The organism is bacterium (genome assembly GCA_026708015.1).
Taxonomy (GTDB): domain Bacteria; phylum Actinomycetota; class Acidimicrobiia; order Acidimicrobiales; family Bin134; genus Poriferisocius.
This window is the reverse complement of record JAPOVT010000035.1, coordinates 42,870-62,315: the sequence shown is the minus strand read 5'-3', so window position 1 is coordinate 62,315 and position 19,446 is coordinate 42,870. Positions and strand designations below refer to the sequence as shown.

The following is a 19,446-nucleotide window of genomic DNA, read 5'->3' as shown; positions in this document are numbered from 1 at the left end:
CCACATCAAATGAAAACCATCACGACCGGTTACACAAAAAAACTGACAGACCCCTCCCTTGTCAAGCGGCGAGCGCGAGGTGTTGTTTTCGGGTGTTTTCGTCGCGCCACATTCGGCGGATGACTTGGAGAAACCCTGGCAGGTATCGCCGATCAGCAAGTGGACCTGACGGTGCCCAGACAGTTCCCCCAGCCATTTCAGCCCGATTGCCGATGCCCAGCCGACAACCACCCACAAAGCGCCCGAAGGGTTGTCGCGGAGGAAGCGCTCGATCTAGTCCGCCGTTCCGTTCATGCCTTGCGCCAGGGAAAAGCCCCAACAGCAACGGCAATCGGCCGTTCTGGTGGTGGTTGAGCACTAGTCACGGAAGCAGGCTATTCGGGGTGCCCGCACTCCTAGCCGTGACCGGAATCAGCGATTGGGCCCCTAAGGTCAGTCCGGTGGGGGCACTACTTCCACTCTGGCCTCAAACAGCCGCAACTCGGTGAAGTCGGGGTTGTTCGTTGCTACCGGCAATCGGTCAACGATCCACACACGCGGATCATCAGGCCTGGCCCCCTCAAGAAGGACTGCGCCGATCTCGAATGATCTTTCGTTGTAGTGCAGCACAACATCCGTAACGTCGTGGGGCACTACCCCAGCGGCAATGTTCCGCCACTGGAATTTCCTCTGGTCTGCACCGCTGTTGGCACCGTAAGGATGGAACATGATCGCCGGCGAATGGCCGTCCCACTCCACACACTTTGTATGCGACGCTCCAGGCCAATCGACGACAGCCATCCTTAGGCAGTATTCCGTGGACGACGTAGCATCGGGATCGTTTTCCTCCACAGAGAGCCGGAGTTCATACTCCTCTCCAGTCTTACCAACGTGATCTGCCGTCATCACGCGGTGCCTCTGCCCTCCGCATGAAAGCGTTGCCAGGATAACGAACAACGGGATCGCTGCGATTAGAACCCGTCGCATGAGTGGCACAAACGCTGGTCTGGCACGAACATTCATGCTTTTCCGATCAGTTCTATGGTTCCGGTGACGTGGCACTTGTTTCTATGCAGAGATTGATGTTCTGCGAAAATCCCGCCTCGAACGCCGCGAGTCTGCCATTTGCATCGGACCTAGGCACTAGTGCCTGGAATGTACTTAGCAATTTCTTCTGTCTTGCTATCGTGTCAATGGGCTTTGGCTGCTCTTCCAGATAGACGCTTGATGCCCACATGCCAGCTAAGCAGTCTGCCTGCCTCTCCATGTGATCAACAAGACCCTTGGGGAATTTTCGGCTGGGCGCATGAATAGGTCGGTCTCGTTCTGGTGGTCGATGTGCTTTGGCACGAGTGGCCGTTGAGGGTTCCCCGCACGCAGTAGGGGGAGGCGACGGTGTACCGATAGCAAAATATGCCGTTGTCGCTGTAGCCAGAGGGACAAGAGGGGTTCGTAATCGCGCGGGTTGTCGGGTTGTAGCAGATCGAATAGACGTAGTTCGTCCCAGCCGGGCAGCTGTGGTTCGCGGTGCGGTAGCAGACAGGAATGCCGTAGGCCCCGGTGGTCAGCCTGCCAGAAGCGCAGCGCCAAGACGCTGGCGCAGTGCTGGTGGTAGTGGTGACGCACCACCCGGAAGTCAAATCAAAGACGGAAGCCACGCCCAAAAAACCAGGGCGGGCACCACCAAACTCAACCGATAGCGATCTCCCCCGAGGAATCGAGCGCGGCCGTAGCCGTCGCCCCTTCAGCGATCTTCCCGCTGAGGACGGCCTCGGCAAGGTGGTCGGCCAGCTCCCGCTGGATAACCCGCTTGAGCGGGCGGGCACCGTAGGCCGGGTCGTAGCCGTCGGCGGTCAGCTTGGCCCGTACATCGTCGGGCACCACCAGGTGAATGCGGCGATCAGACAGGCGTTCAGCCAGACGGTCGATTTGGAGGTCGACGATCTGGGCCAAGTGCTCGGGCTTCAAGTCGCCAAAGGTCACGATGTCGTCGATGCGGTTCACGAACTCCGGGCGGAAATACTCCTTGGGGTCCACGGCCAAGTTGGACGTCATGATCAGCACCGCGTTGGTGAAGTCCACCGTGCGCCCCTGGCCGTCGGTCAGCCGACCGTCGTCCATGAGTTGCAAGAGCACGTTGAACACCTCGGGGTGGGCTTTCTCGATCTCGTCCAGGAGCACCACCGCATAGGGGCGTCGCCGCACTGCCTCGGTGAGCTGGCCGCCCTCGTCGAAACCGACATAGCCCGGAGGGGCGCCGATGAGGCGGGATACGCTGTGCTTCTCCATGTACTCCGACATGTCGATGCGGACCACGGCCCGCTCATCGTCGAACAAGAAGTCGGCCAGCGTGCGGGCCAGCTCGGTCTTGCCCACGCCAGTGGGGCCGATGAACAGGAACGATCCGATGGGCCGGTTCGGATCCGACAACCCGGCCCGGCTGCGGCGAATGGCCGAGGCCACCAGATGCACTGGTTCGTCTTGGCCAATGACCCGCTGGCTCAGCACCGATTCCAGGCGCAGGAGCTTGTCAGTCTCGCCTTCCATCAGGCGGGTGACCGGTACCCCGGTCCACCGGGACACCACTGCGGCCACGTCGTCGGGATCGACCTCCTCCTTCAACATCTGCCGGTCGGCTTGGAGCTCGGCCAATCGGTGGTCGGCGTCGGCGATCTGGCGCTCCAGCTCGGGCAGCTTGCCGTAGCGGATCTCGGCGGCTCGCTCTAGATCAACTTCCCGGTCCAGGGCGGTGCTGAGGGCGTCGTGCTCCTCCTTCAGCGTTCTGATCTGGCCGATGGCCTCCTTTTCCGACTGCCAGTGGGCCTGCATCCCGGCCAGCTCCTCTCGCAGGTTGGCCAGCTCTTCTTCGAGGGCCTCTAACCGCTCGGCTGATGCCTCGTCGGACTCCTTGGCCAGCGCCACCTGCTCGATCTCGAGCTGGCGGATACGGCGGTCCACCACATCGATCTCGGTGGGCATGGAGTCGATCTCGATGCGGAGCATGGACGCAGCCTCGTCCACCAAGTCGATGGCCTTGTCGGGCAGAAATCGCCCGGTCACGTATCGGTCGGACAGCACGGCGGCCGACACCAGGGCGGCGTCTTGAATGCGGACGCCGTGGTGGACCTCATAACGCTCTTTGAGCCCCCGCAGGATGGCTATGGCATCCTCCACCGACGGCTCTCCCACGTAAACCTGTTGAAAGCGGCGCTCCAGGGCGGCGTCCTTCTCGATGTGGGTGCGGAACTCGTCCAGCGTGGTGGCGCCGATCATGCGCAGCTCGCCCCGGGCCAGCATGGGCTTGATCATGTTGCCGGCGTCCATGGCCCCCTCGGCCGCTCCCGCTCCCACGATGGTGTGGAGCTCGTCCATGAACGTGATCACCTCGCCGTCGGCGTCGGTGATCTCCTTCAGCACCGCCTTGAGCCGCTCCTCGAACTCTCCCCGGTACTTGGCCCCGGCCACCATGGCCGACATGTCGAGGGCCACCAGCCGCTTGTTCTTCAATCCCTCGGGCACGTCGCCGTCGGCGATGCGAAGGGCCAAGCCCTCCACAATCGCGGTCTTGCCCACGCCGGGTTCGCCGATCAGCACCGGGTTGTTCTTGGTGCGACGGCTCAGCACCTGGATGGTCCGGCGGATCTCCTCGTCCCGTCCGATCACCGGATCGAGCTTGCCGTCCCGGGCCAGCACGGTGAGGTCCCGCCCGTACTTCTCCAGCGCCTGGTAGGAGCCTTCCGGCGTGGTGGAGGTCACCCGGTGCGATCCCCGCACCTCGGCCAGCGCTTCCAGCAGCCGGTTACGGCCCACCCCAACCCGATCGGCCATGGCAAGCAGCAGGTGTTCGGTAGACAGGTATTCGTCGCCCAACTCGGTGCGGGCAACATCGGCGGTGTCCACGGTCTTGACCAGGTCGCGGGATGTGCGGACTTCGGTGCCGTAGGCGGACGGCAACTGGCTGAGCGCGGCCTCCAACTGGGCTCGCAACTCGGGCAGCGCCACCCCCGTGCGCTGCAACACTGGCAGCACCACCCCTTCGGCCTGGCCGATCAGGGCCAACATCAAATGGTCGGGGGTAACCTCGGGGTGGCTCTTCGATTGAGCCATGGCGGTGGCGTCGTTGAATGCCTCCCTGGTCTTCAGCGTCCACCGGTTGGGGTCAAGCATCAGCATGCACCTCGTATCGCCTTGATTTTCTCGTTCCTCTATGGATAACCGCCAGAAGTTGAGGGTATTCCACTCAGTTTTCCTTCTTGTGGGTGACCATGCCTAAAGCGGCCAACCCGGCAACCCCGCAAACGACGGCCAAGACGGTAAAAAACAGGTCGTAGTCGTCCAAATCACCCCCCAACATGGCCACTCCGACGGCCACTCCGACGGCTCCGCCGATGCGAATGACGGTCTGCACAGTGCCCGCGGCCAGCCCCAATTGGCCGGGGGGCACGCCAAAGGCGATGGCGCTGTTGACTCCGGGGAATGTGGTGCCCACACCGAAACCCATCAACAGCGCGGCCGGAAACCACACTGCCGCCCATTCCCTCTCCGGACCGGCAAAAGCTGCCACCCACACGCAGCCCAATGCGATGCAGCCGGCCGCGGGCACCATGACCACCCGGTGTCCGAAGCGCTCCATGATCCGGCCGGTGGCATAGCCCACCGTGCTGGATGCCGCGGTGAGCGGGGTGAGCAGCAGTCCTGCGGCCAGGGTGGAATACCCCCACGGCCCCCGGAGGAATTGCACCAGGGCCAGAAAGACGCCGAAGAACGCCACCCCCACCAGCACGGCCACGACTGCGGTGGACGCGAATACCCGGTGGCGGAACAGGTCCAGGTCGATCACCGGTGAGGGATGCCGACCGCAGCGAACCAGGAACGCCGCCATGCCCACCACGGCCGCTGCAAATGCGCCAATGACCAGGGGGTCGTCCGATCCCCACTCATTGAACTGGACGATGCCCAGCACCAGCGCAGCCGTGCTGATGCCAGCCAAGACCACTCCAACCATGTCGGGCAGTTCGGCATCCTCGTCCGGCACCGACTCAGTGATGAGGCTCCGGCGGGCCAGCACCGCCACACCCACCGGCGCAACCAGGAAGAACCCGGCCCGCCACGAGGCGAACTCGATGGCCAGCGCTCCCAGCGTGGGGGCGAGAGAGGCCACTACGCCGGCCACGGTGGACCACACCCCTACCGCGATGGCCCTCCGCTGGGGGCCGAGGGTGGACATCACCAGGGCCAGACCGGAGGTGATGAGGCTGGAGCCGCCGAAGGCCTGGTAACACCGGGCTGCGATCATGGCCGGAGCGTTGGGGGCCAGCCCCACTGCGGCTGAGCCGGTAACGAAGATGGCGATGGCCCACAAGAACACCCGTCGGTGGCCGATCCGGTCGGCTAGGCGCCCCGCCGGAATGAGCAGGGCCGCCACCATGATGTTGTAGCCGCTGATCACCCACGACACCTGGGTGGCCGGCGTGCCGCTGAAGGTGTCGATGATCTCCGGGTAGGCCACGAACATCAGCGTCACGTCCAGGGAGCTGGCGGCCGAGGCTAGCGAAACCAACCACAGCGCCTTCCACTCCCGACTCATGGTTCCGTGCCCTTCACGTGGTGGCCGTGCCGCACTCGTCGGCGTTGCTGGACTCCCCCACGACTCCCGACGGTACTCTCAGGCCATGGACACCACGCCGGTCATCATCGAAGTCGCCCTCAACGGCACCACCACCCGGGAGCGCAATCCCCACGTGCCCATCAGTCGGGAGGAGCTCATCGAAGAGGGCTTGGCCTGCATAGAGGCCGGGGCCACCATCATTCACTGCCATATCGCCAACATGAGGGTGCCAGCGGAAGAGGCCGCCGCCGAGTATCGGGCCACCTTTGAGCCGTGGGTGGCCACTGACCCTGACGTGCTGGTACTGCCCACCTTGGGCTGGGGCCAAAACATGGCCGAAAAGCTCGGCCATCTGGAGCATCTGGCTGAAGGCGGCTTGCAGCGGCTGGGGTTCATCGACCCCGGCACCATGATCTTGGGCAAGGCCGGAGCCAATGGCTTGCCCGATCCCAACAGCCACGTGTACATCAACACCTATGCCGACATGGAGGTGGCCATCGAGCAGTGCAACCGGCTGGGCCTGGGCATGCACTTCGCCATCTTCGAGCCTGGTTTTCTGCGCAACGTGCTTTCCTACTGGCGCTACGGCCAGCTCACCCCCGGCTCGTTTGTGAAGTTCTACCTCGGCGGGCCGGGCGGCTACTTCGCTATCGGCGACAGCGTGAGCTTTGGCCTGCCCCCTACCGAAAAGGCGCTGGATGCCTATCTGGAGATGCTGGAGTTGGCCGGCTGCGACCTGCCGTGGTTCGCCGCAGTGGTGGGCGGCGACCTCATCGAATCTCCGATTCCCCAACTCACCCTGGAGCGGGGCGGACACCTCCGCGTGGGCCACGAGGACTACGCCGGCGACCGCCCCCGGCCCAACCATGAGCTGGTAGCCGAGGTCGCGGCGCTGGCCGCCGACATGGGCCGCCCTGTGGCCACCGCCGCCCAAGCCGTCGAGATCCTGGGTCTCCCCGCCCGCCAACCCGCGGGTGTCTAGAGACCCGAGGCGGCGGTGAAGTTGCGATAAAGCGGGTCGGCTTGCGCGGCTTGGCGGTAACGATCCCGCTGCGGAGGCGCTTCTCTAGTCGGTCGAGCGCTATCTCGCGGTTGCGAGCTTGTGACCGAGTGTCGTCAACCACTACTCGCAGCTCATCGCCCAGCCGGTCGATCAGCTTCTGGCGGACCTCTGGGGCCATATCACCAGCCGTGGCAAGATCAACCACCCCCTCTACCCGGGTATTCGACCGATTGGCGTGCTGACCCCCCGGCCCGCCCGAGGGACTAAAGCGCCAGACAACCGCCGACACCGGCACCGCCCCGCCGCGAAACGTGAGTACCTGGTCCACCCCGCCGACCCTACTGCCGAGCAAGGGATGCGTTGTCCAATGTCCGAACTCATCGGGTTCTCCTCTGCGAGTGCTGGCTTCTAGGGTCTTGGCATGGCCAGCGAATATCTTGACCGGGCCCGAGAGTTGCGTTCGCTGATCGACGAGAACGCGGCCAAGACCGACGGGCTACCCATCCCCCAGGAAACGGTGAATGCCTTAGTGGACGCCGAGCTGCACAAGGTGATGGTGCCGGAGGCGGTGGGCGGGGTTGAGCTCTCCATAAACGAATGCATCGACATATGGGCCGAGATATCCCGGGCCGATGGCTCGGTGGGGTGGTGCCTGATGGCCAGTTGTGCGGCCACGGCCTACTTCGGGGCCTGGTGTCCCGACGAGCACATCGAACGGATGTTCGCCGACGGGGTGCCACTGTCGGCCGGGCAGTTCGCTCCTAACGGCACCGCAGTTCCTGACGGCAACGGCTTCCGAGTAAGTGGCCGCTACTCGTTCGGCAGCGGTATCAACCACGCCCAGTGGGCCGGCGCGGGAGTGTTCACCGAGGAGCCTGAGGGAACCGACCCTCGCTTCTTGTTCGCCATCTACCCGGTGGAGAAAGCCCAGATCACCGGCAACTGGGACGTGATGGGCCTTCAGGCCACCGCCAGTTACGACTACACCCTTGATGACGTGTACGTGCCCGGTGCCGCCACCTTCGACATGTTCGACCTCAACGTGTACCGGGGCGGCCCCCTCTACAAGCTGGGAGTGCTGCCCCTCACCGCGGCCGGGCACGCCGGATTCGCCATCGGGGTGGTTCAGCGGGGCCTCGACGAGCTGTTAGCAGTGGCCCGCTCCAAGCACCGCATGGGCGACGCCACACCGATGGCCCAAAGCGACCGCTTCATCCACGAGATCGGCGAGCTGGAGTCCCGGTTCCGGGCGGCCTGCTGCTGGCTTCACGACACCTTCACCAGCGCCGAGCACACAGTGATCGAAACCGGAGCGCCCGACCCGCTGGAAGCGCTCCTCACCCGCCAGGCCACCGCGTTCATCACCCAGGAAGGCGCCGACATCCTGCGCCGGGCCTATCTGCTGGCCGGCACCGATGCCCTGCGCTCCGGTGGCCTCCAGCGGGCCTTCCGGGACATCCACGCCGGCACCCAGCACTACTTCGCCAGCGCCGGCCCCGCCCTCGAACTCGGCCAAGCCCTCCTTGCCGCGGCCCCCGACAACCCCCTCAACGCCTGAGAAACCTGAGACAGTTGCCGGGGGCGGCTAGCTTTTGGCCAAGGTCCTCCACGACAACGCCGCCCGGGTTTACCGCCTGGACTGACTCATCTGATGGGCTCGCCGGTACGCTGAGCCGATGGCTCTCGGGGTACCCGCGCAAACCGTCACCGACGCCTGCGGCCCCGACCCGGGATTCTTCTGCGAGCTGGTCTTCGACAACACCGAGAACGAACGGCTGGCCGAGATCATCGGCTGGGTGGTGGAGCGGCCTCTGAGGATCATCCTCATCCTGCTGGTGGCCTGGATCATCAAGAAGATCGTCCACAAGGTGATCGAACGGGCTGTGGCCCGACTGGTGCGCCAGAGCGAGACCAACACCGAGGAACAGCTGGAGAGTGCGGGAAAGCTGGATTTCGGCGCCCGAGCCGCCAAGGCCATCAATCGGATCCAAGAGCGCCAAGTGCGCAGCTCCCAACGAATAGAAACCATCGCCGCCGTGTTGAAGAGCCTGTCCACTGCACTCATCCTGGCCGTGGCTGCGCTGTTGTGTTTGAGCGAGCTCAATATCGACCTGGCCCCGCTGATCGCCGGCGCCGGTATCGCCGGTCTGGCGGTGGGCTTTGGGGCTCAATCGCTGGTGCGCGACTTTCTGGCCGGCATGTTCATCCTCATCGAGGACCAGTTCGGGGTGGGCGACGTGGTTGACGTGGGCGATACCTCGGGCACCATCGAGAAGGTCAGCTTGCGCACCACCACTCTGCGGGACGTTCACGGCGTGGTGTGGACCGTGCCGAATGGAGAGATTCATCGGACCGCCAACCACTCGCAGCTGTGGTCGCGGGCCATCTTGGACATCGGAGTGAGCTACGACACCGATATCGACCAGGCCAGCGAGGTGATGAAGGCGGTGGCCGACGAGCTGTGGCAGGAGAACGATCCGGACCTCACCATCCTGGAGGAACCCTCGGTATGGGGGGTTCAGGATTTGGGCAACGATGCCGTGGTTATCCGCCTAGTGGTCAAGACCGATCCCAGCGAACAGTGGGCGGTCGGTCGCGTCTTGCGGGCCCGCATCAAGAAGGCCTTCGACGAGGTGGGTATTGAGATCCCCTTCCCCCAGCGCACCGTGTGGATCCGCAACGAGAGCGATGCCGACGACAATGGGGAGCAGCCAACTCCCGGCTCAGTCGGTGGGGGTGAACGACCCGTCACCAGCCACAGTGACCGTTCGGCCGCAGAACTCCTCGACGGCGACGGCGGCCATGACGGGGGGGACGGCGGAGACGAGTAGGGTTCGGGCGCCGTCGGCGAACTCGCCAATGGCCACCGCCCGCTCCGGCCCTTCCCGACCCCAGATCACGGTGTAAGACACCACGGTGGCTTGCTCGTTTTCTCCCGTGCGATAGGGCTTGGGCTGAAGCTCGACCGCCACCGCATCGGTCACGTCGATGTTGGCAAATGGCTGGGCAGGCGGTTCAGAACTCCACATGCTGGCCCCCTGCTTGGTGATCATCCCACTGACGGAGGTGAGCAGACCGGTGGATCCGGAATCGGCTCGCAGCACCTGGGCCAGCTTCGCCGCCGCCTGGATCACGTAGTTGTTGAGTGGGCCCCCAGCCCAGGTCATGCCCCCGGTCACCGTCAGATCCCGGCTCAAGTCGATGTCCAACTCCAGCGCCTGGGTGCGCACCGCGATGGGGAAGCAGGAGTACAGGTCCACGTGGCCAGCCTCGCTGAGGGCCATGCCCACATGGTCGGCCACGGCCCGGCCGGCGTGGGCGAACCCCGGACTGCGGTGGAGTTCGGGCCGCTCGGTAACCGGCACCATGTGGTTGGACTCGGCCGCGGCCCAGGGGAACACCCAGCGATCCGGGGCGATGCCCAGTGCCCGGGCGGTGTCCGCCGAGCAGAAGATCAGCGCGGCGGCCTGGTCCACGTTCCACTGGGAGTTGTGCCACTTGGTGTAGGGCCAAGCCAGCATCCGGTTGCCATTTTCCGGAGTGGCGATGGCGGCGGAGTCCAATCCGTCCTGGAACCAGGCATCGGGATTGGCTGCGGCCACTTGGGCGAAGCGGGCCCACAGTCCAGCCACCTCGTCGCGGTGCTCTTCGATGGTGTGGCCGTCGGCGAACCGGCGGGCGTTCTCGATCATGGCGTAGTGGTGGGTGGCCATCACCAGACCGGTGTCGATCTCTGCTCGGCTGATGATCATCCCGTGGGGGGTGACGAAATCATCGGGCTCGGCACCACCTTGGTCTGTATCGGGAGCCTCGATGCCGGTGATCGAAGCCCGCAGTCCCCGATACTTGGCCTCCCCGCCCACCACCGCGATCACATCGGCCGACCCCGACGCGATGGCCGCGGCCGCATCGCCCATCACCGCGGTCTGCAAGATGCCCACGTCAGCCAGATAGCTGCGGGCCTGGTTCGCCCCCACCGCATCGGCCACCCACCGGGCCGGATCGCTATACCCCCACGTACCCTGGGTGACCCTCACCTGATCCAAGCGGCCAATCAGGCTGCTTGATCCGGCGTCATCAGCCGCCACCACCAGCGCCTGAGCCATGAGGTCTACTGCCTCCTTTGCCTCGGTGGGATCGTCTAGCCGCTGTGCAGCCGTCCCCACCCCCACCAGCACCGGAGTTCTGTCGTCAACACTCACGCCCGCACCCTAACGGCCCTCATGGCACCGAGACGATGTACCGTCGGTTCATGGAGCAGTGGGAATTGAACGCTCGCGAATCAATCCGAGACCTCGTGGCTCGGTACAACGCCAACGGCGACTCGGGCCGCTTCGACCAAGTCATGGACCTGTTCGCCCCCGACGCCATCATGCGAACCCCGACCCAACCCGACAAGTACGGCATCGACGAAATCCGCACGATTTTTACCGGAGCCCAAGACACGTTGTCGCAGATCGGCGGCGGCACCCCCAAGTACATCCGCCACCACACCGCCACCCACCAGATCGACCTTCTCTCGCCCACTGAGGCCAAAGGCCGCTGCTACTACCACGTGATCATGGAGCACGGCCTCGACCACTGGGGCCGCTACATAGACCGCTACGGCGTGGTGGACGGGCGGTGGCTCTTCACCGAGCGGTCGGTGACCATGGACGGCTACATCCCCGGTGGTTGGGGCGCCCACAACGCCAGCCGAGGCAAGGATTACTAGGCTGTCTACAACCTGCTGGCGTCGTTGTCGTGGCTGGCCATGAACCCGGTTCAAGTTCGCAGCGATGCCCTAGGGCGACGGGGTATTGGCGTCGAGCACCGCGCCGGGCTTGGCGCCGGTAAGCGACCCCTCCACCTGTGTCACCACGCCGTTGACCGCGGTGGCCCGGTAGCCGCCCGCAGGACGGCGCAAACGAGGTGCGCCTGAAGGCAGATCGGACACAAATCTGTCGGTGTCCCACGACAGCTCTTCCAAATCGAACACGGTCACATCGCCGGCGTAGCCGGGCAGCAGGCGTCCCCGGTCGTTGAATCCCAAGATCTCGGCCTGCCGACCGGTGATCTCGTAAACCGCCTCCTCCAACTCCAGGTCGCCACGGTCTCGCACATGGCGGGTCAACAGCAGGGTGGTGTCGCCCGCCGCACACATCATTTGCACATGCGCACCGGCGTCGGAGGCGCTGATGAGGCAGCGCTCATCGGCGATCATCTGGGCCACGCCATCGGTGTTGCTGTTGCTCACGCCCATGGCCACTACCCCAGGCTCCAAGTCGTTCTCCAGAATCCAGTCGGCAAACACGTCGGAGGGATGGCCGTCCCGAGCCTCGGTTAGATCGGCTAGCGAACGGCCGAGCCAAGCCTCGTTGTCGGGACGGGTCACCGAGGTGAACCGGGCGAAGTCGGGCCGGTTGATGGGGAACAGCGACTTCTCAGTAGCGTCCCACTCGTTGCGGGCAATCTCCCGCCAACCAGGATCGGCCAGCATCTCCCGCCGGGCCTCCCCGGTGACCCCCATGATCTGGTTCCATCCCTTGGGGAGCATCATGAACACCATGGTCTGCTCCCAGCTCACATTGAGGTCCACGGTGCGGGGCGAGGAGATGGGCCACATGTCGCAACCCTCATCCCGGATCGCCTGGGTGAACGCCATGTATTCCTCTGGACGGTGCGGTGCCATGTCGCTGTGGGAAATCCCGTTCCAGATAGAGGTCACCCCTCGGGGACCGAGCACCCGGGCCATCCGTCGGATATCGGCTTCGGGATCCTCGCCAGTGAGGTTGGGGATGAACTCGACCAATCCGTGGCCCGCGGCAGACAGCACGTCGGCCAACGCGCTCAGCTCCCCATCGCAGGCCAGTCGACTAGGCACCGGGCGGCTCCGCCGGTCCAAGTCGAAAAACGAGGTGCTGAAGCCGTAGCAACCGGCCTCCATGGCATCGGCCATCTCTGAGGCCATAGCAGCAATCTCGTCCTCGGTGGCCTCTCGGGTCCAGGCATCGTCGCCCATGACGTAGATGCGCAGCATGGAATGGCCGATCAGCGAGGCCATGTTCAGCGCGATTCCCCCTTGGTTCATGGCGTCGCGGTATTGGCGCCAAGAACCCCAGGTCCAGGGAACACCCGACTCGAAGTCGGCCACCGGCATGTCCTCGATGTAGCAGAACACGTCGATGAGCTCGTCGAGATGCTCGGGCTTGGCCGGGGCCAGCGACAGGGAACAATTGCCGACCAATGCAGTAGTCACCCCGTGCTGGGGCATTGGGTCGCAGCCCCGATCCCAAAACATCGACGGGTCCAGATGGGTGTGGGAGTCGATGAACCCGGGGGTCACGTAGCAGCCGCCGGCATCCAGTTCGGTCTCACCATCGGGGGCCAGACTGGGACCAACTTCGGTGACAACGCCTTCGTTGATGCGCACATCGGCGGGCCGGGCCGGGGCCCCGGTACCGTCGATTAGGCTGCCGCCGCGAATGATCAGGTCAGACATGGGCCAAACGATAAACAACAGAACTGCCTCTCATCTCATCAGCACCGAGGCACTTCCGCGATAGAAAATAGAGTTATGACCGACGCTCCCCACGATGACGCACTTCAAACGATGCTGGCCAAGCAGTCCATTACCGAGGTGATCTACGGCTACTGCCGGGCGCTGGACCGCATGGACAAGGATGCGGCCTACTCGGTCTGGCACACCGACGGAACCGCCGACTACGGCGAGAACATCTACCAGGGAACCGGTTGGGGGTTTGTGGACTGGGTCTGGACAGCCCACGCGGCCATGTCCACCCACTCCCATCAGATCACCAACGTGTTGATCCAGGTGGACGGCGATCGAGCCGTCAGCGAGGCCTATGTGACTGTTGCGCTGCGCACCCTGCCATTCGGCGAGAGTGCCGATGTCGCCGACATCTACAGCCGAGGCCGCTACGTCGACCAGTGGTCCCTCCGTGACGGGCAGTGGGCCATCGACCACCGCAACTACATCACCGACCACTCCGTGACCTTGCCCAACTCCAATCCTGAACCCCACGATCACCGGTCAATCCGCGGCCCGGAAGACTCCTCCGTCGCTCTGTTCAGCTGAAGCGCCTTCGGCACACGTAGCGCAGCAACGAGTTGAAAAGATATAGCGATTCGATATAATCGCGGTCCAATGTTGGATCTCGCGGTGCTTGGGTTGCTCAAAGACGGCGATCTTCACGGCTACGAGTTGAACAAGCGGCTCAAGTCGCTGGTCGGCGGATACTCCACTTCGTTCGGCGCCCTGTACCCGGCGCTGGCCCGCTTAGAGCGCCGCGGCTGGGTGAGCTCCACCGCCGTGGCCCCAGAACTCATAGCCGAAGAGGAGGTTTCTGAAGGGCACGCTCGTCGCAGCCGTAAGCGCAGCACCAAGTCCAAGTCGGGCCGAACCCGCAAGGTGTACCACATCACCGAAGCTGGCGAGTCCTACCTGCTGGAGCTGCTCCAAGAAGACGCCAACAACGAGCGCCGCTTCCGCTTGCAGCTGGCCTTCTGCCGTTTCCTGCCCCCCGACCGGAGGCTGGCGCTTTTCGAGCTGCGCCGGGCCCACTTGGTCAGCCTCCAAGCCATGGCCCGCCGCGACCCCGTGCAAACCACCGATCCCTACGTGCGCTCCCTGTTTGAAAGAGATCAGGAGCGCCTCGAACACGACTTGGTCTGGCTCGACCGGCTGATCGCCGACGAGCGCGCCAATCGCCCACAAGAACCGAACGACCGATGATCAATACCGATCGATCCCAACGCGCCCAGGGAGGGCAGTCACTATGAGCAATCCCATCCGCATCGCAATCGCCGGTGTCGGCAACTGCGCCAGCTCTTTGGTACAGGGCCTGTACTACTACGCCGACGCCGAACCCGACGACCACGTCCCCGGCCTGATGCACGTGGTGCTCGGGGGCTACCACATCAACGACGTGGAGCCCGTGGCCGCCTTCGACGTGGACGCCTCCAAAGTCGGGCTGGATCTGGGCAAGGCCATCAGCGCCGAACCCAACAACACCGTGCAATTCTGCGATGTGCCCGAGCTGGGCGTGAGGGTGCAGCGGGCCCCCACATTGGACGGGTTCGGTGAGTACTACCGCACCCAGTGCGAGGAGTCTCCCGCTGAGCCGATCGACGTGGCCGAAGCCCTGCGGGAATCCGGCGCCGACGTGCTCATCTCCTATTTGCCGGTGGGCTCCGAGGAGGCCCAGCGCTACTACGCCGAGTGCTGTCTCGAAGCCGGTGTGGCCTTCGTGAACGCCATCCCGGTGTTCATCGCCTCCGATCCGGAATGGGCCCAGCGCTTCACCGACGCCGGAGTGCCGGTGGTGGGCGACGACATCAAGAGCCAGGTGGGCGCAACCATCCTGCATCGCACGCTGGCTCGGCTCTATGAGGACCGCGGGGTGGAGCTCGACCGCACCTACCAACTCAACTTCGGCGGCAACATGGATTTCATGAACATGCTGGAGCGATCCCGGCTGGTATCCAAGAAGATCTCCAAGACGCAATCAGTCACCAGCCAGCTCGACAAGGGCATCGCCGCCGATGACGTACACATCGGCCCCAGCGACCATGTCCCATGGCTGAACGACCGGAAGTGGGCCCATATCCGCCTCGAAGGTCGGGGCTTCGGCGACGTCCCCCTCAACATCGACCTCAAGCTGGAAGTGGTGGACTCCCCTAACTCCGCCGGCGTCATCATCGACGCATTGCGCTGCGCCAAGCTCGGCTTGGACCACGGCATCGGCGGCCCCCTGCTCGGCCCGTCGGCCTACTTCATGAAGAGCCCCCCCATCCAGTACCGCGACGAGGCGGCCCGCGAAATGGTCGAGGCCTACACCCGAGGCGAGGTCATCTAGCAGGCCGAGCCCGATGCTGCTGGGCAGCTATGGCATCGAGTATGGCCACCACGTCTTCATGGACCTCTTCGGGTTCTAGGAAACTAACCAGTTGGTGGTATTCCGCCTTCGACAGGCCAGTGGGCAATTCAAGGTCTCTGGAGAAAGCAGCAAAGACCGGAGCAAGCAGTTCATCGCTTATCTTGGCATTTCGCCAATACGGGTCATCTTCATCTCGATAGGCCGCAGGCGGAACCCGATCCTGAACGGAGCGCTGCATGGCATCGCGCCACCGCTTTGACTCTGCTTCCTCAAACAATTGGCCAGGTCCTACGAATCTTGCCCCCTGGCGTTGGGCATACCGGTCCAGTGATTGGACAGGACGCAGATAGTTCTCGATTTCCCGTCGCGGCCACATTCGCTCTGCTAGATCACCTGCTGCCTCCAAATCGTCGCGTTCGAGTCGGTCGAACAGTGCAAAGCCCACCAGATCGGGCTTCGCTTCTCGCAAGCCGTTGAAGTGCTTTCTAGCTTGGTTGGGCTGGTTTCCGACGTAATGAACAAAAGGTCGCTCCAAGGCTTCCAATGCCTGGTGATCAACAAGCGCAGCAAAGCTGCGTAGGATCGCCAGATCAGTTGATCCTTCCAGGTACAACACAAGGCCAGTGATTTCGGCTTGGTAGTAGTCCTCGAAACCAATGTCGCGAAGAGCCTTGAGCACGTCGCTGCTCTTGTTCAAACGATGAGGACTTCCCACAAACGCTACGACTGTGCCCCGTTCGGCGGCTTCATTGAGAACTATCTCCGAGTGCGACGCCACAATGATCTGAGTGCCGTTGTCGGACGCCGCTTCGCTCAGCAACTCGTAGGTCTGGCGTTGTCGCAGAATTTCCAGATGGGCATCAGGCTCATCAAAAAGTGCAACGCTGTCAGGGTTGAGAGCAATGAACGAAAGCAGTAATAGGGTCTGCTGCATCCCCCGTCCAGACGCAGCCAAGTCCAGGCGAGCACCGTCGCGGGTGCGATAAGTCAATTCGATTTCCCCCCGTTCGGGCAACAGTCGAGGCTCGTCTAACTGCACGCCAAAGAGCCCCTCCAAGCGCTGAGAGAGCGTTCCCCAGCGGCTCGCACCATCAGGCAACTCGACCACCTGATAGCAGAGGTTGCGGAGGACCTCAGCGGTCCGCCCCTCGCCGAACCGCACCTTGATGGCACCGGGCTCCAGCTTGGTCTCATTGGCCGCCAGACCCGACATGGGACCGAGTAGCACAACTTGGGAGCGCAACGCTTGCTCAGGCACGGGCATCCGCTCAGTGCCGTCAGGAACTGTGCGCAGCGGACGACAGTAGAAGCTCTCTGGATTGGCGAAGTCGAACTCAAGGCCACATGACCAGGCAGAACTGCCTGTCAGCCCATCCACTATCACGTCGATGCAGATGTTCTCAGTACGCTGTTGACCAGAATCATTGCGATAAGTTCGACGAACTTCCAACTCTCTCCAAATCTGGCGAGCGGAAGGCACAGGAACTGATGTGAGATCTCGGCGGTTGATCGCTACACCGGGCCGCTTTTCTGGTGCTGAGTCCTCCCGCTTCTCTATCCACCGGCGTAGACCGAGGTCCCACAAAGTCAGCGCCTGCAAGGCCGACGTCTTCCCCGAGTCGTTTGGACCGATGAAAACCACCGGATTGCCAAGCTCGATCTCAGCCTCAGACAATCCTTTGAAATTGCGAACAGTCAACTTGGTGAGCACCGGTTCACACCTTACGTTCTGAGGTCTTCAGGCGTTGCCACTTCAGCAAGTGCTCCCGAGCCTCATCAGGGGTGATCGGGCCGGAATCGAGGCGGTGTCGACGGAGTTCTTCTACGGCTGCGCCCACGGCGGGACCGGGTTCCAGCTCGAGCAGGCCCATAATCTCCTCTCCATCAAGAACCGGGGGTCCGCAAAGATCGGGCTCAGCTTCCATGAGGGCGGTTACGTCGGCGGCCAACGGGCCCACCTCGCCCATAGCTGACGCCACCGCCACCGACTCATCGACGTGGGGACCAGCGTTGACCACCCAACGGCGCAATCCGGCCACGTCTTCGGGGGGCTGGCCGACAGCTTGATGAGCCGAATTCAGAATTGCAGCCACCGCTCGACTGGCTGCTGTGGTTGCTCGCCGCTCGGCCAAAGCCCTTTGAACGTCAGCGGGCGGTCCCGCATCAGCCAGTAATGCGGCCAATCGCGCCGTTGGTTCATCGCCCACCCGGCCAAGACGAGCCACTGCGGCAACACCATCTCCCACCGGGCCCAGAACCCGCTCACCCAAACCAGTCCGGAACAGCAACTCGAAGCCAGGGCCGGGGTCGGGATTTGAGAGAAGCCGGTCCAATTCGTCGCGAATCCGCTCGTCGGCAACGATGCTGAGACGTTCGGCCATGGCGTCCATGGCGGTAATCAGCGCTGGTTCCGCGGTCAACTCAAACTGGGCCAGGAACCGCGCCGCCCGCAGCATGCGCAAGGGATCGTCGCTGAACGTTGCCTCAGGGTCCAGAGGCGTGCGGAGACGGCGGTCAGCCAAGTCAGAGGCTCCCCCAAAGGGGTCCACCAACCCGCCATCGGGCAATTCCACCGCCATGGCGTTGATGGTGAAGTCGCGCCGGGAAAGGTCAACCTCGATGGCGTCGGCAAAAACCACGTCGGGCTTGCGAGAGCCGGGCTGGTACCGCTCGGTGCGGTGCGTGGTTATCTCGACTCGCCGATCACCGCGGCGAGCCCCAATGGTGCCGAATCGCTCCCCCTGGGTCCACAAGGTGTCAGCCCAGCCCTCCAGAATCGACTTCACCACCAGCGGTTGGGCGTCGGTGGTGAGATCCAGATCGAAGGATGTGTCCAACGGCAAGTCCAGCAAGGCGTCGCGCACCACCCCGCCCACCAGAAAAACCCGATAGCCCTGAGCGGCGAACCGCTCAGCCAGCCCGCGGGCTTCCTCGCGGACAGGAGCCAGGCGTTCCAAACTCATGACAGCAGCGCCGCCGCCGCGGTGGCCACCTCCGCACCTGGTCCACCCCCGGTGGCCGGTTCCGGACGCCATTCGGTGCCTGCCAATGCGGCCACCGCGGCGGCGGCGCAGTCGGCCAAGGCATCCAGGTCGTAGCCGCCCTCCAAAAAGGCGATTCGCCGACCAGGGGGCACCACGTCGATAACCGCTTGAGTCAGGTCGGCGAAGTCGCCCGCGGCCAAACCCAGGCTGGTCAGCGGGTCGGCCCGGTGGGCGTCGAATCCGGCTGACAGCACCAGCCAATCGGGATCGAATGCCTCTACAGCGGGCAGCACGGCTTCGTCCCAACCCTGGCGGTACGCGTCGCCGGTCGCGCCCACGGGCATGGGCAGGTTGATAGTGGTGCCCACACCGGCCGCTGCGCCCCGTTCCAGCAGACCGCCGGTTCCCGGATAGAACGGGTACTGGTGCCACGACACGCACATCACCTGGCCGTCTTCCCAGAACACATCCTGGGTGCCGTTGCCGTGGTGGGCGTCGTAGTCCACCACCAGAACCCTCTCGCCCCGTTCTGCCAATACCCGAGCACAGATGGCCGCGCTGTTGAACATACAGAAGCCCATCGACCGCACCGGGGTGGCGTGGTGGCCCGGAGGGCGCACGGCGCAGAACGCGGCATCAGCTACTCCCTTGTCCAAGCCCTCAATGGCCGCCATGCCTGCCCCCGCAGCCAGCCGAGCCGCCGCCTCCGAATCGGCCGACAGCACCGTGTCGGGGTCCAGTCGACCACCTCCGGCTTGGGCTAGCCGCTGCACCGAATCGAGCACCGAGGGATGGTGGACCGACAGGAGTTCGGCGTCAGTGGCCAACCGGGGCTCGGTGGGAACAAGGGCGTCGCCGAGGTCGGCCTGCCGCACCCCGTCGATCACAGCCCGCAGGCGGGCAGGCCGCTCCGGATGGGCCCGCCCGGTGTCGTGGTCTAGGAAGCGATCATCGGTGATCCAAAGAACCGCCACAACCCTACGGTACCCCCGC

16 protein-coding genes are annotated in these 19,446 nt (G+C 64.0%); 7 read left to right on the top strand and 9 right to left on the bottom strand.

What is annotated here, in order from left to right; all coding sequences use genetic code 11:
* From OXG30_08045 to OXG30_08030, 4 genes are all read right to left on the bottom strand, one after another.
* On the bottom strand, positions 1-237 hold a 237-nt coding region (locus tag OXG30_08045), incomplete at its 3' end, for a hypothetical protein (protein MCY4134848.1).
* 195 nt (positions 238-432) lie between these two features.
* Positions 433-885 (bottom strand): hypothetical protein, encoded by a 453-nt coding sequence (locus OXG30_08040; GenBank protein ID MCY4134847.1) that lies wholly within the window; start codon positions 883-885, stop codon positions 433-435.
* A 783-nt stretch (positions 886-1,668) separates the two neighbouring features.
* Positions 1,669-4,146, bottom strand: coding sequence for an AAA family ATPase (locus tag OXG30_08035; GenBank protein ID MCY4134846.1), 2,478 nt, complete (start codon positions 4,144-4,146; stop codon positions 1,669-1,671).
* Between the two features lie 73 nt (positions 4,147-4,219).
* On the bottom strand, positions 4,220-5,566 hold the full coding sequence (locus tag OXG30_08030) for an MFS transporter (protein ID MCY4134845.1): 1,347 nt from the start codon (positions 5,564-5,566) through the stop codon (positions 4,220-4,222).
* 85 nt (positions 5,567-5,651) lie between these two features.
* Between OXG30_08030 and OXG30_08025 the strand changes: the two genes are divergently transcribed.
* The 3 genes from OXG30_08025 (at position 5,652) to OXG30_08015 (ending at position 9,421) form a co-directional block, all read left to right on the top strand.
* Positions 5,652-6,569 carry a 3-keto-5-aminohexanoate cleavage protein gene (locus OXG30_08025; protein MCY4134844.1) on the top strand — a complete coding sequence of 306 codons (918 nt, stop codon included), beginning with the start codon at positions 5,652-5,654 and terminating at the stop codon, positions 6,567-6,569.
* A gap of 442 nt (positions 6,570-7,011) precedes the next feature.
* A complete protein-coding gene (locus tag OXG30_08020) occupies positions 7,012-8,148 on the top strand; it encodes an acyl-CoA dehydrogenase family protein (protein ID MCY4134843.1) in 1,137 nt (378 codons plus the stop codon).
* A 118-nt stretch (positions 8,149-8,266) separates the two neighbouring features.
* Positions 8,267-9,421, top strand: a complete 1,155-nt coding sequence (locus tag OXG30_08015) for a mechanosensitive ion channel family protein (GenBank protein MCY4134842.1) — start codon at positions 8,267-8,269, stop codon at positions 9,419-9,421.
* Here OXG30_08015 and OXG30_08010 read toward each other — a convergent pair.
* Entirely contained in the window at positions 9,314-10,792 is a 1,479-nt protein-coding gene (locus OXG30_08010) for an acetyl-CoA acetyltransferase (protein MCY4134841.1), read from the bottom strand. The two genes, OXG30_08015 and OXG30_08010, sit on opposite strands and share 108 nt — an antisense overlap.
* 50 nt (positions 10,793-10,842) lie before the next feature.
* On the opposite strand from OXG30_08010, the gene OXG30_08005 reads away from it, so the two are divergent.
* Entirely contained in the window at positions 10,843-11,304 is a 462-nt protein-coding gene (locus OXG30_08005; GenBank protein MCY4134840.1) for a nuclear transport factor 2 family protein, read from the top strand.
* 69 nt (positions 11,305-11,373) lie between these two features.
* Here the strand turns inward: OXG30_08005 and OXG30_08000 are convergent, their stop codons facing one another.
* The gene (locus tag OXG30_08000) at positions 11,374-13,071 is read right to left on the bottom strand and encodes an amidohydrolase family protein (GenBank protein MCY4134839.1); all 1,698 of its coding nucleotides are present in this window, start codon (positions 13,069-13,071) and stop codon (positions 11,374-11,376) included.
* 75 nt (positions 13,072-13,146) lie between these two features.
* On the opposite strand from OXG30_08000, the gene OXG30_07995 reads away from it, so the two are divergent.
* From OXG30_07995 to OXG30_07985, 3 genes are all read left to right on the top strand, one after another.
* Positions 13,147-13,668, top strand: coding sequence for a nuclear transport factor 2 family protein (locus tag OXG30_07995; protein ID MCY4134838.1), 522 nt, complete (start codon positions 13,147-13,149; stop codon positions 13,666-13,668).
* A gap of 69 nt (positions 13,669-13,737) precedes the next feature.
* Positions 13,738-14,325 carry a PadR family transcriptional regulator gene (locus OXG30_07990; protein MCY4134837.1) on the top strand — a complete coding sequence of 196 codons (588 nt, stop codon included), beginning with the start codon at positions 13,738-13,740 and terminating at the stop codon, positions 14,323-14,325.
* Between the two features lie 43 nt (positions 14,326-14,368).
* Complete coding sequence (locus tag OXG30_07985; GenBank protein ID MCY4134836.1) at positions 14,369-15,448, top strand: inositol-3-phosphate synthase; 1,080 nt, start codon at positions 14,369-14,371, stop codon at positions 15,446-15,448.
* On the opposite strand, the gene OXG30_07980 is transcribed toward OXG30_07985, so the two are convergent.
* The 3 genes from OXG30_07980 to OXG30_07970 are packed head-to-tail and all read right to left on the bottom strand — an operon-like array spanning position 15,441 to position 19,427.
* Positions 15,441-17,180 (bottom strand): AAA family ATPase, encoded by a 1,740-nt coding sequence (locus OXG30_07980; GenBank protein MCY4134835.1) that lies wholly within the window; start codon positions 17,178-17,180, stop codon positions 15,441-15,443. The two genes, OXG30_07985 and OXG30_07980, sit on opposite strands and share 8 nt — an antisense overlap.
* A gap of 4 nt (positions 17,181-17,184) precedes the next feature.
* Positions 17,185-18,432, bottom strand: coding sequence for a CCA tRNA nucleotidyltransferase (locus OXG30_07975; GenBank protein ID MCY4134834.1), 1,248 nt, complete (start codon positions 18,430-18,432; stop codon positions 17,185-17,187).
* Complete coding sequence (locus OXG30_07970) at positions 18,429-19,427, bottom strand: histone deacetylase (protein MCY4134833.1); 999 nt, start codon at positions 19,425-19,427, stop codon at positions 18,429-18,431. The genes OXG30_07975 and OXG30_07970 overlap by 4 nt, the downstream gene beginning before the upstream one ends.
* Positions 19,428-19,446 lie beyond the last annotated feature (19 nt).

Coding starts and splice junctions, on each gene's coding strand:
- OXG30_08040 (MCY4134847.1), bottom strand. CDS start 885: ATGACGGCAGATCACGTTGGTAAGACTGGAGAGGAGTATGAACTCCGG.
- OXG30_08035 (MCY4134846.1), bottom strand. CDS start 4,146: ATGCTTGACCCCAACCGGTGGACGCTGAAGACCAGGGAGGCATTCAAC.
- OXG30_08030 (MCY4134845.1), bottom strand. CDS start 5,566: ATGAGTCGGGAGTGGAAGGCGCTGTGGTTGGTTTCGCTAGCCTCGGCC.
- OXG30_08025 (MCY4134844.1), top strand. CDS start 5,652: ATGGACACCACGCCGGTCATCATCGAAGTCGCCCTCAACGGCACCACC.
- OXG30_08020 (MCY4134843.1), top strand. CDS start 7,012: ATGGCCAGCGAATATCTTGACCGGGCCCGAGAGTTGCGTTCGCTGATC.
- OXG30_08015 (MCY4134842.1), top strand. CDS start 8,267: ATGGCTCTCGGGGTACCCGCGCAAACCGTCACCGACGCCTGCGGCCCC.
- OXG30_08005 (MCY4134840.1), top strand. CDS start 10,843: ATGGAGCAGTGGGAATTGAACGCTCGCGAATCAATCCGAGACCTCGTG.
- OXG30_08000 (MCY4134839.1), bottom strand. CDS start 13,071: ATGTCTGACCTGATCATTCGCGGCGGCAGCCTAATCGACGGTACCGGG.
- OXG30_07995 (MCY4134838.1), top strand. CDS start 13,147: ATGACCGACGCTCCCCACGATGACGCACTTCAAACGATGCTGGCCAAG.
- OXG30_07990 (MCY4134837.1), top strand. CDS start 13,738: ATGTTGGATCTCGCGGTGCTTGGGTTGCTCAAAGACGGCGATCTTCAC.
- OXG30_07985 (MCY4134836.1), top strand. CDS start 14,369: ATGAGCAATCCCATCCGCATCGCAATCGCCGGTGTCGGCAACTGCGCC.
- OXG30_07975 (MCY4134834.1), bottom strand. CDS start 18,432: ATGAGTTTGGAACGCCTGGCTCCTGTCCGCGAGGAAGCCCGCGGGCTG.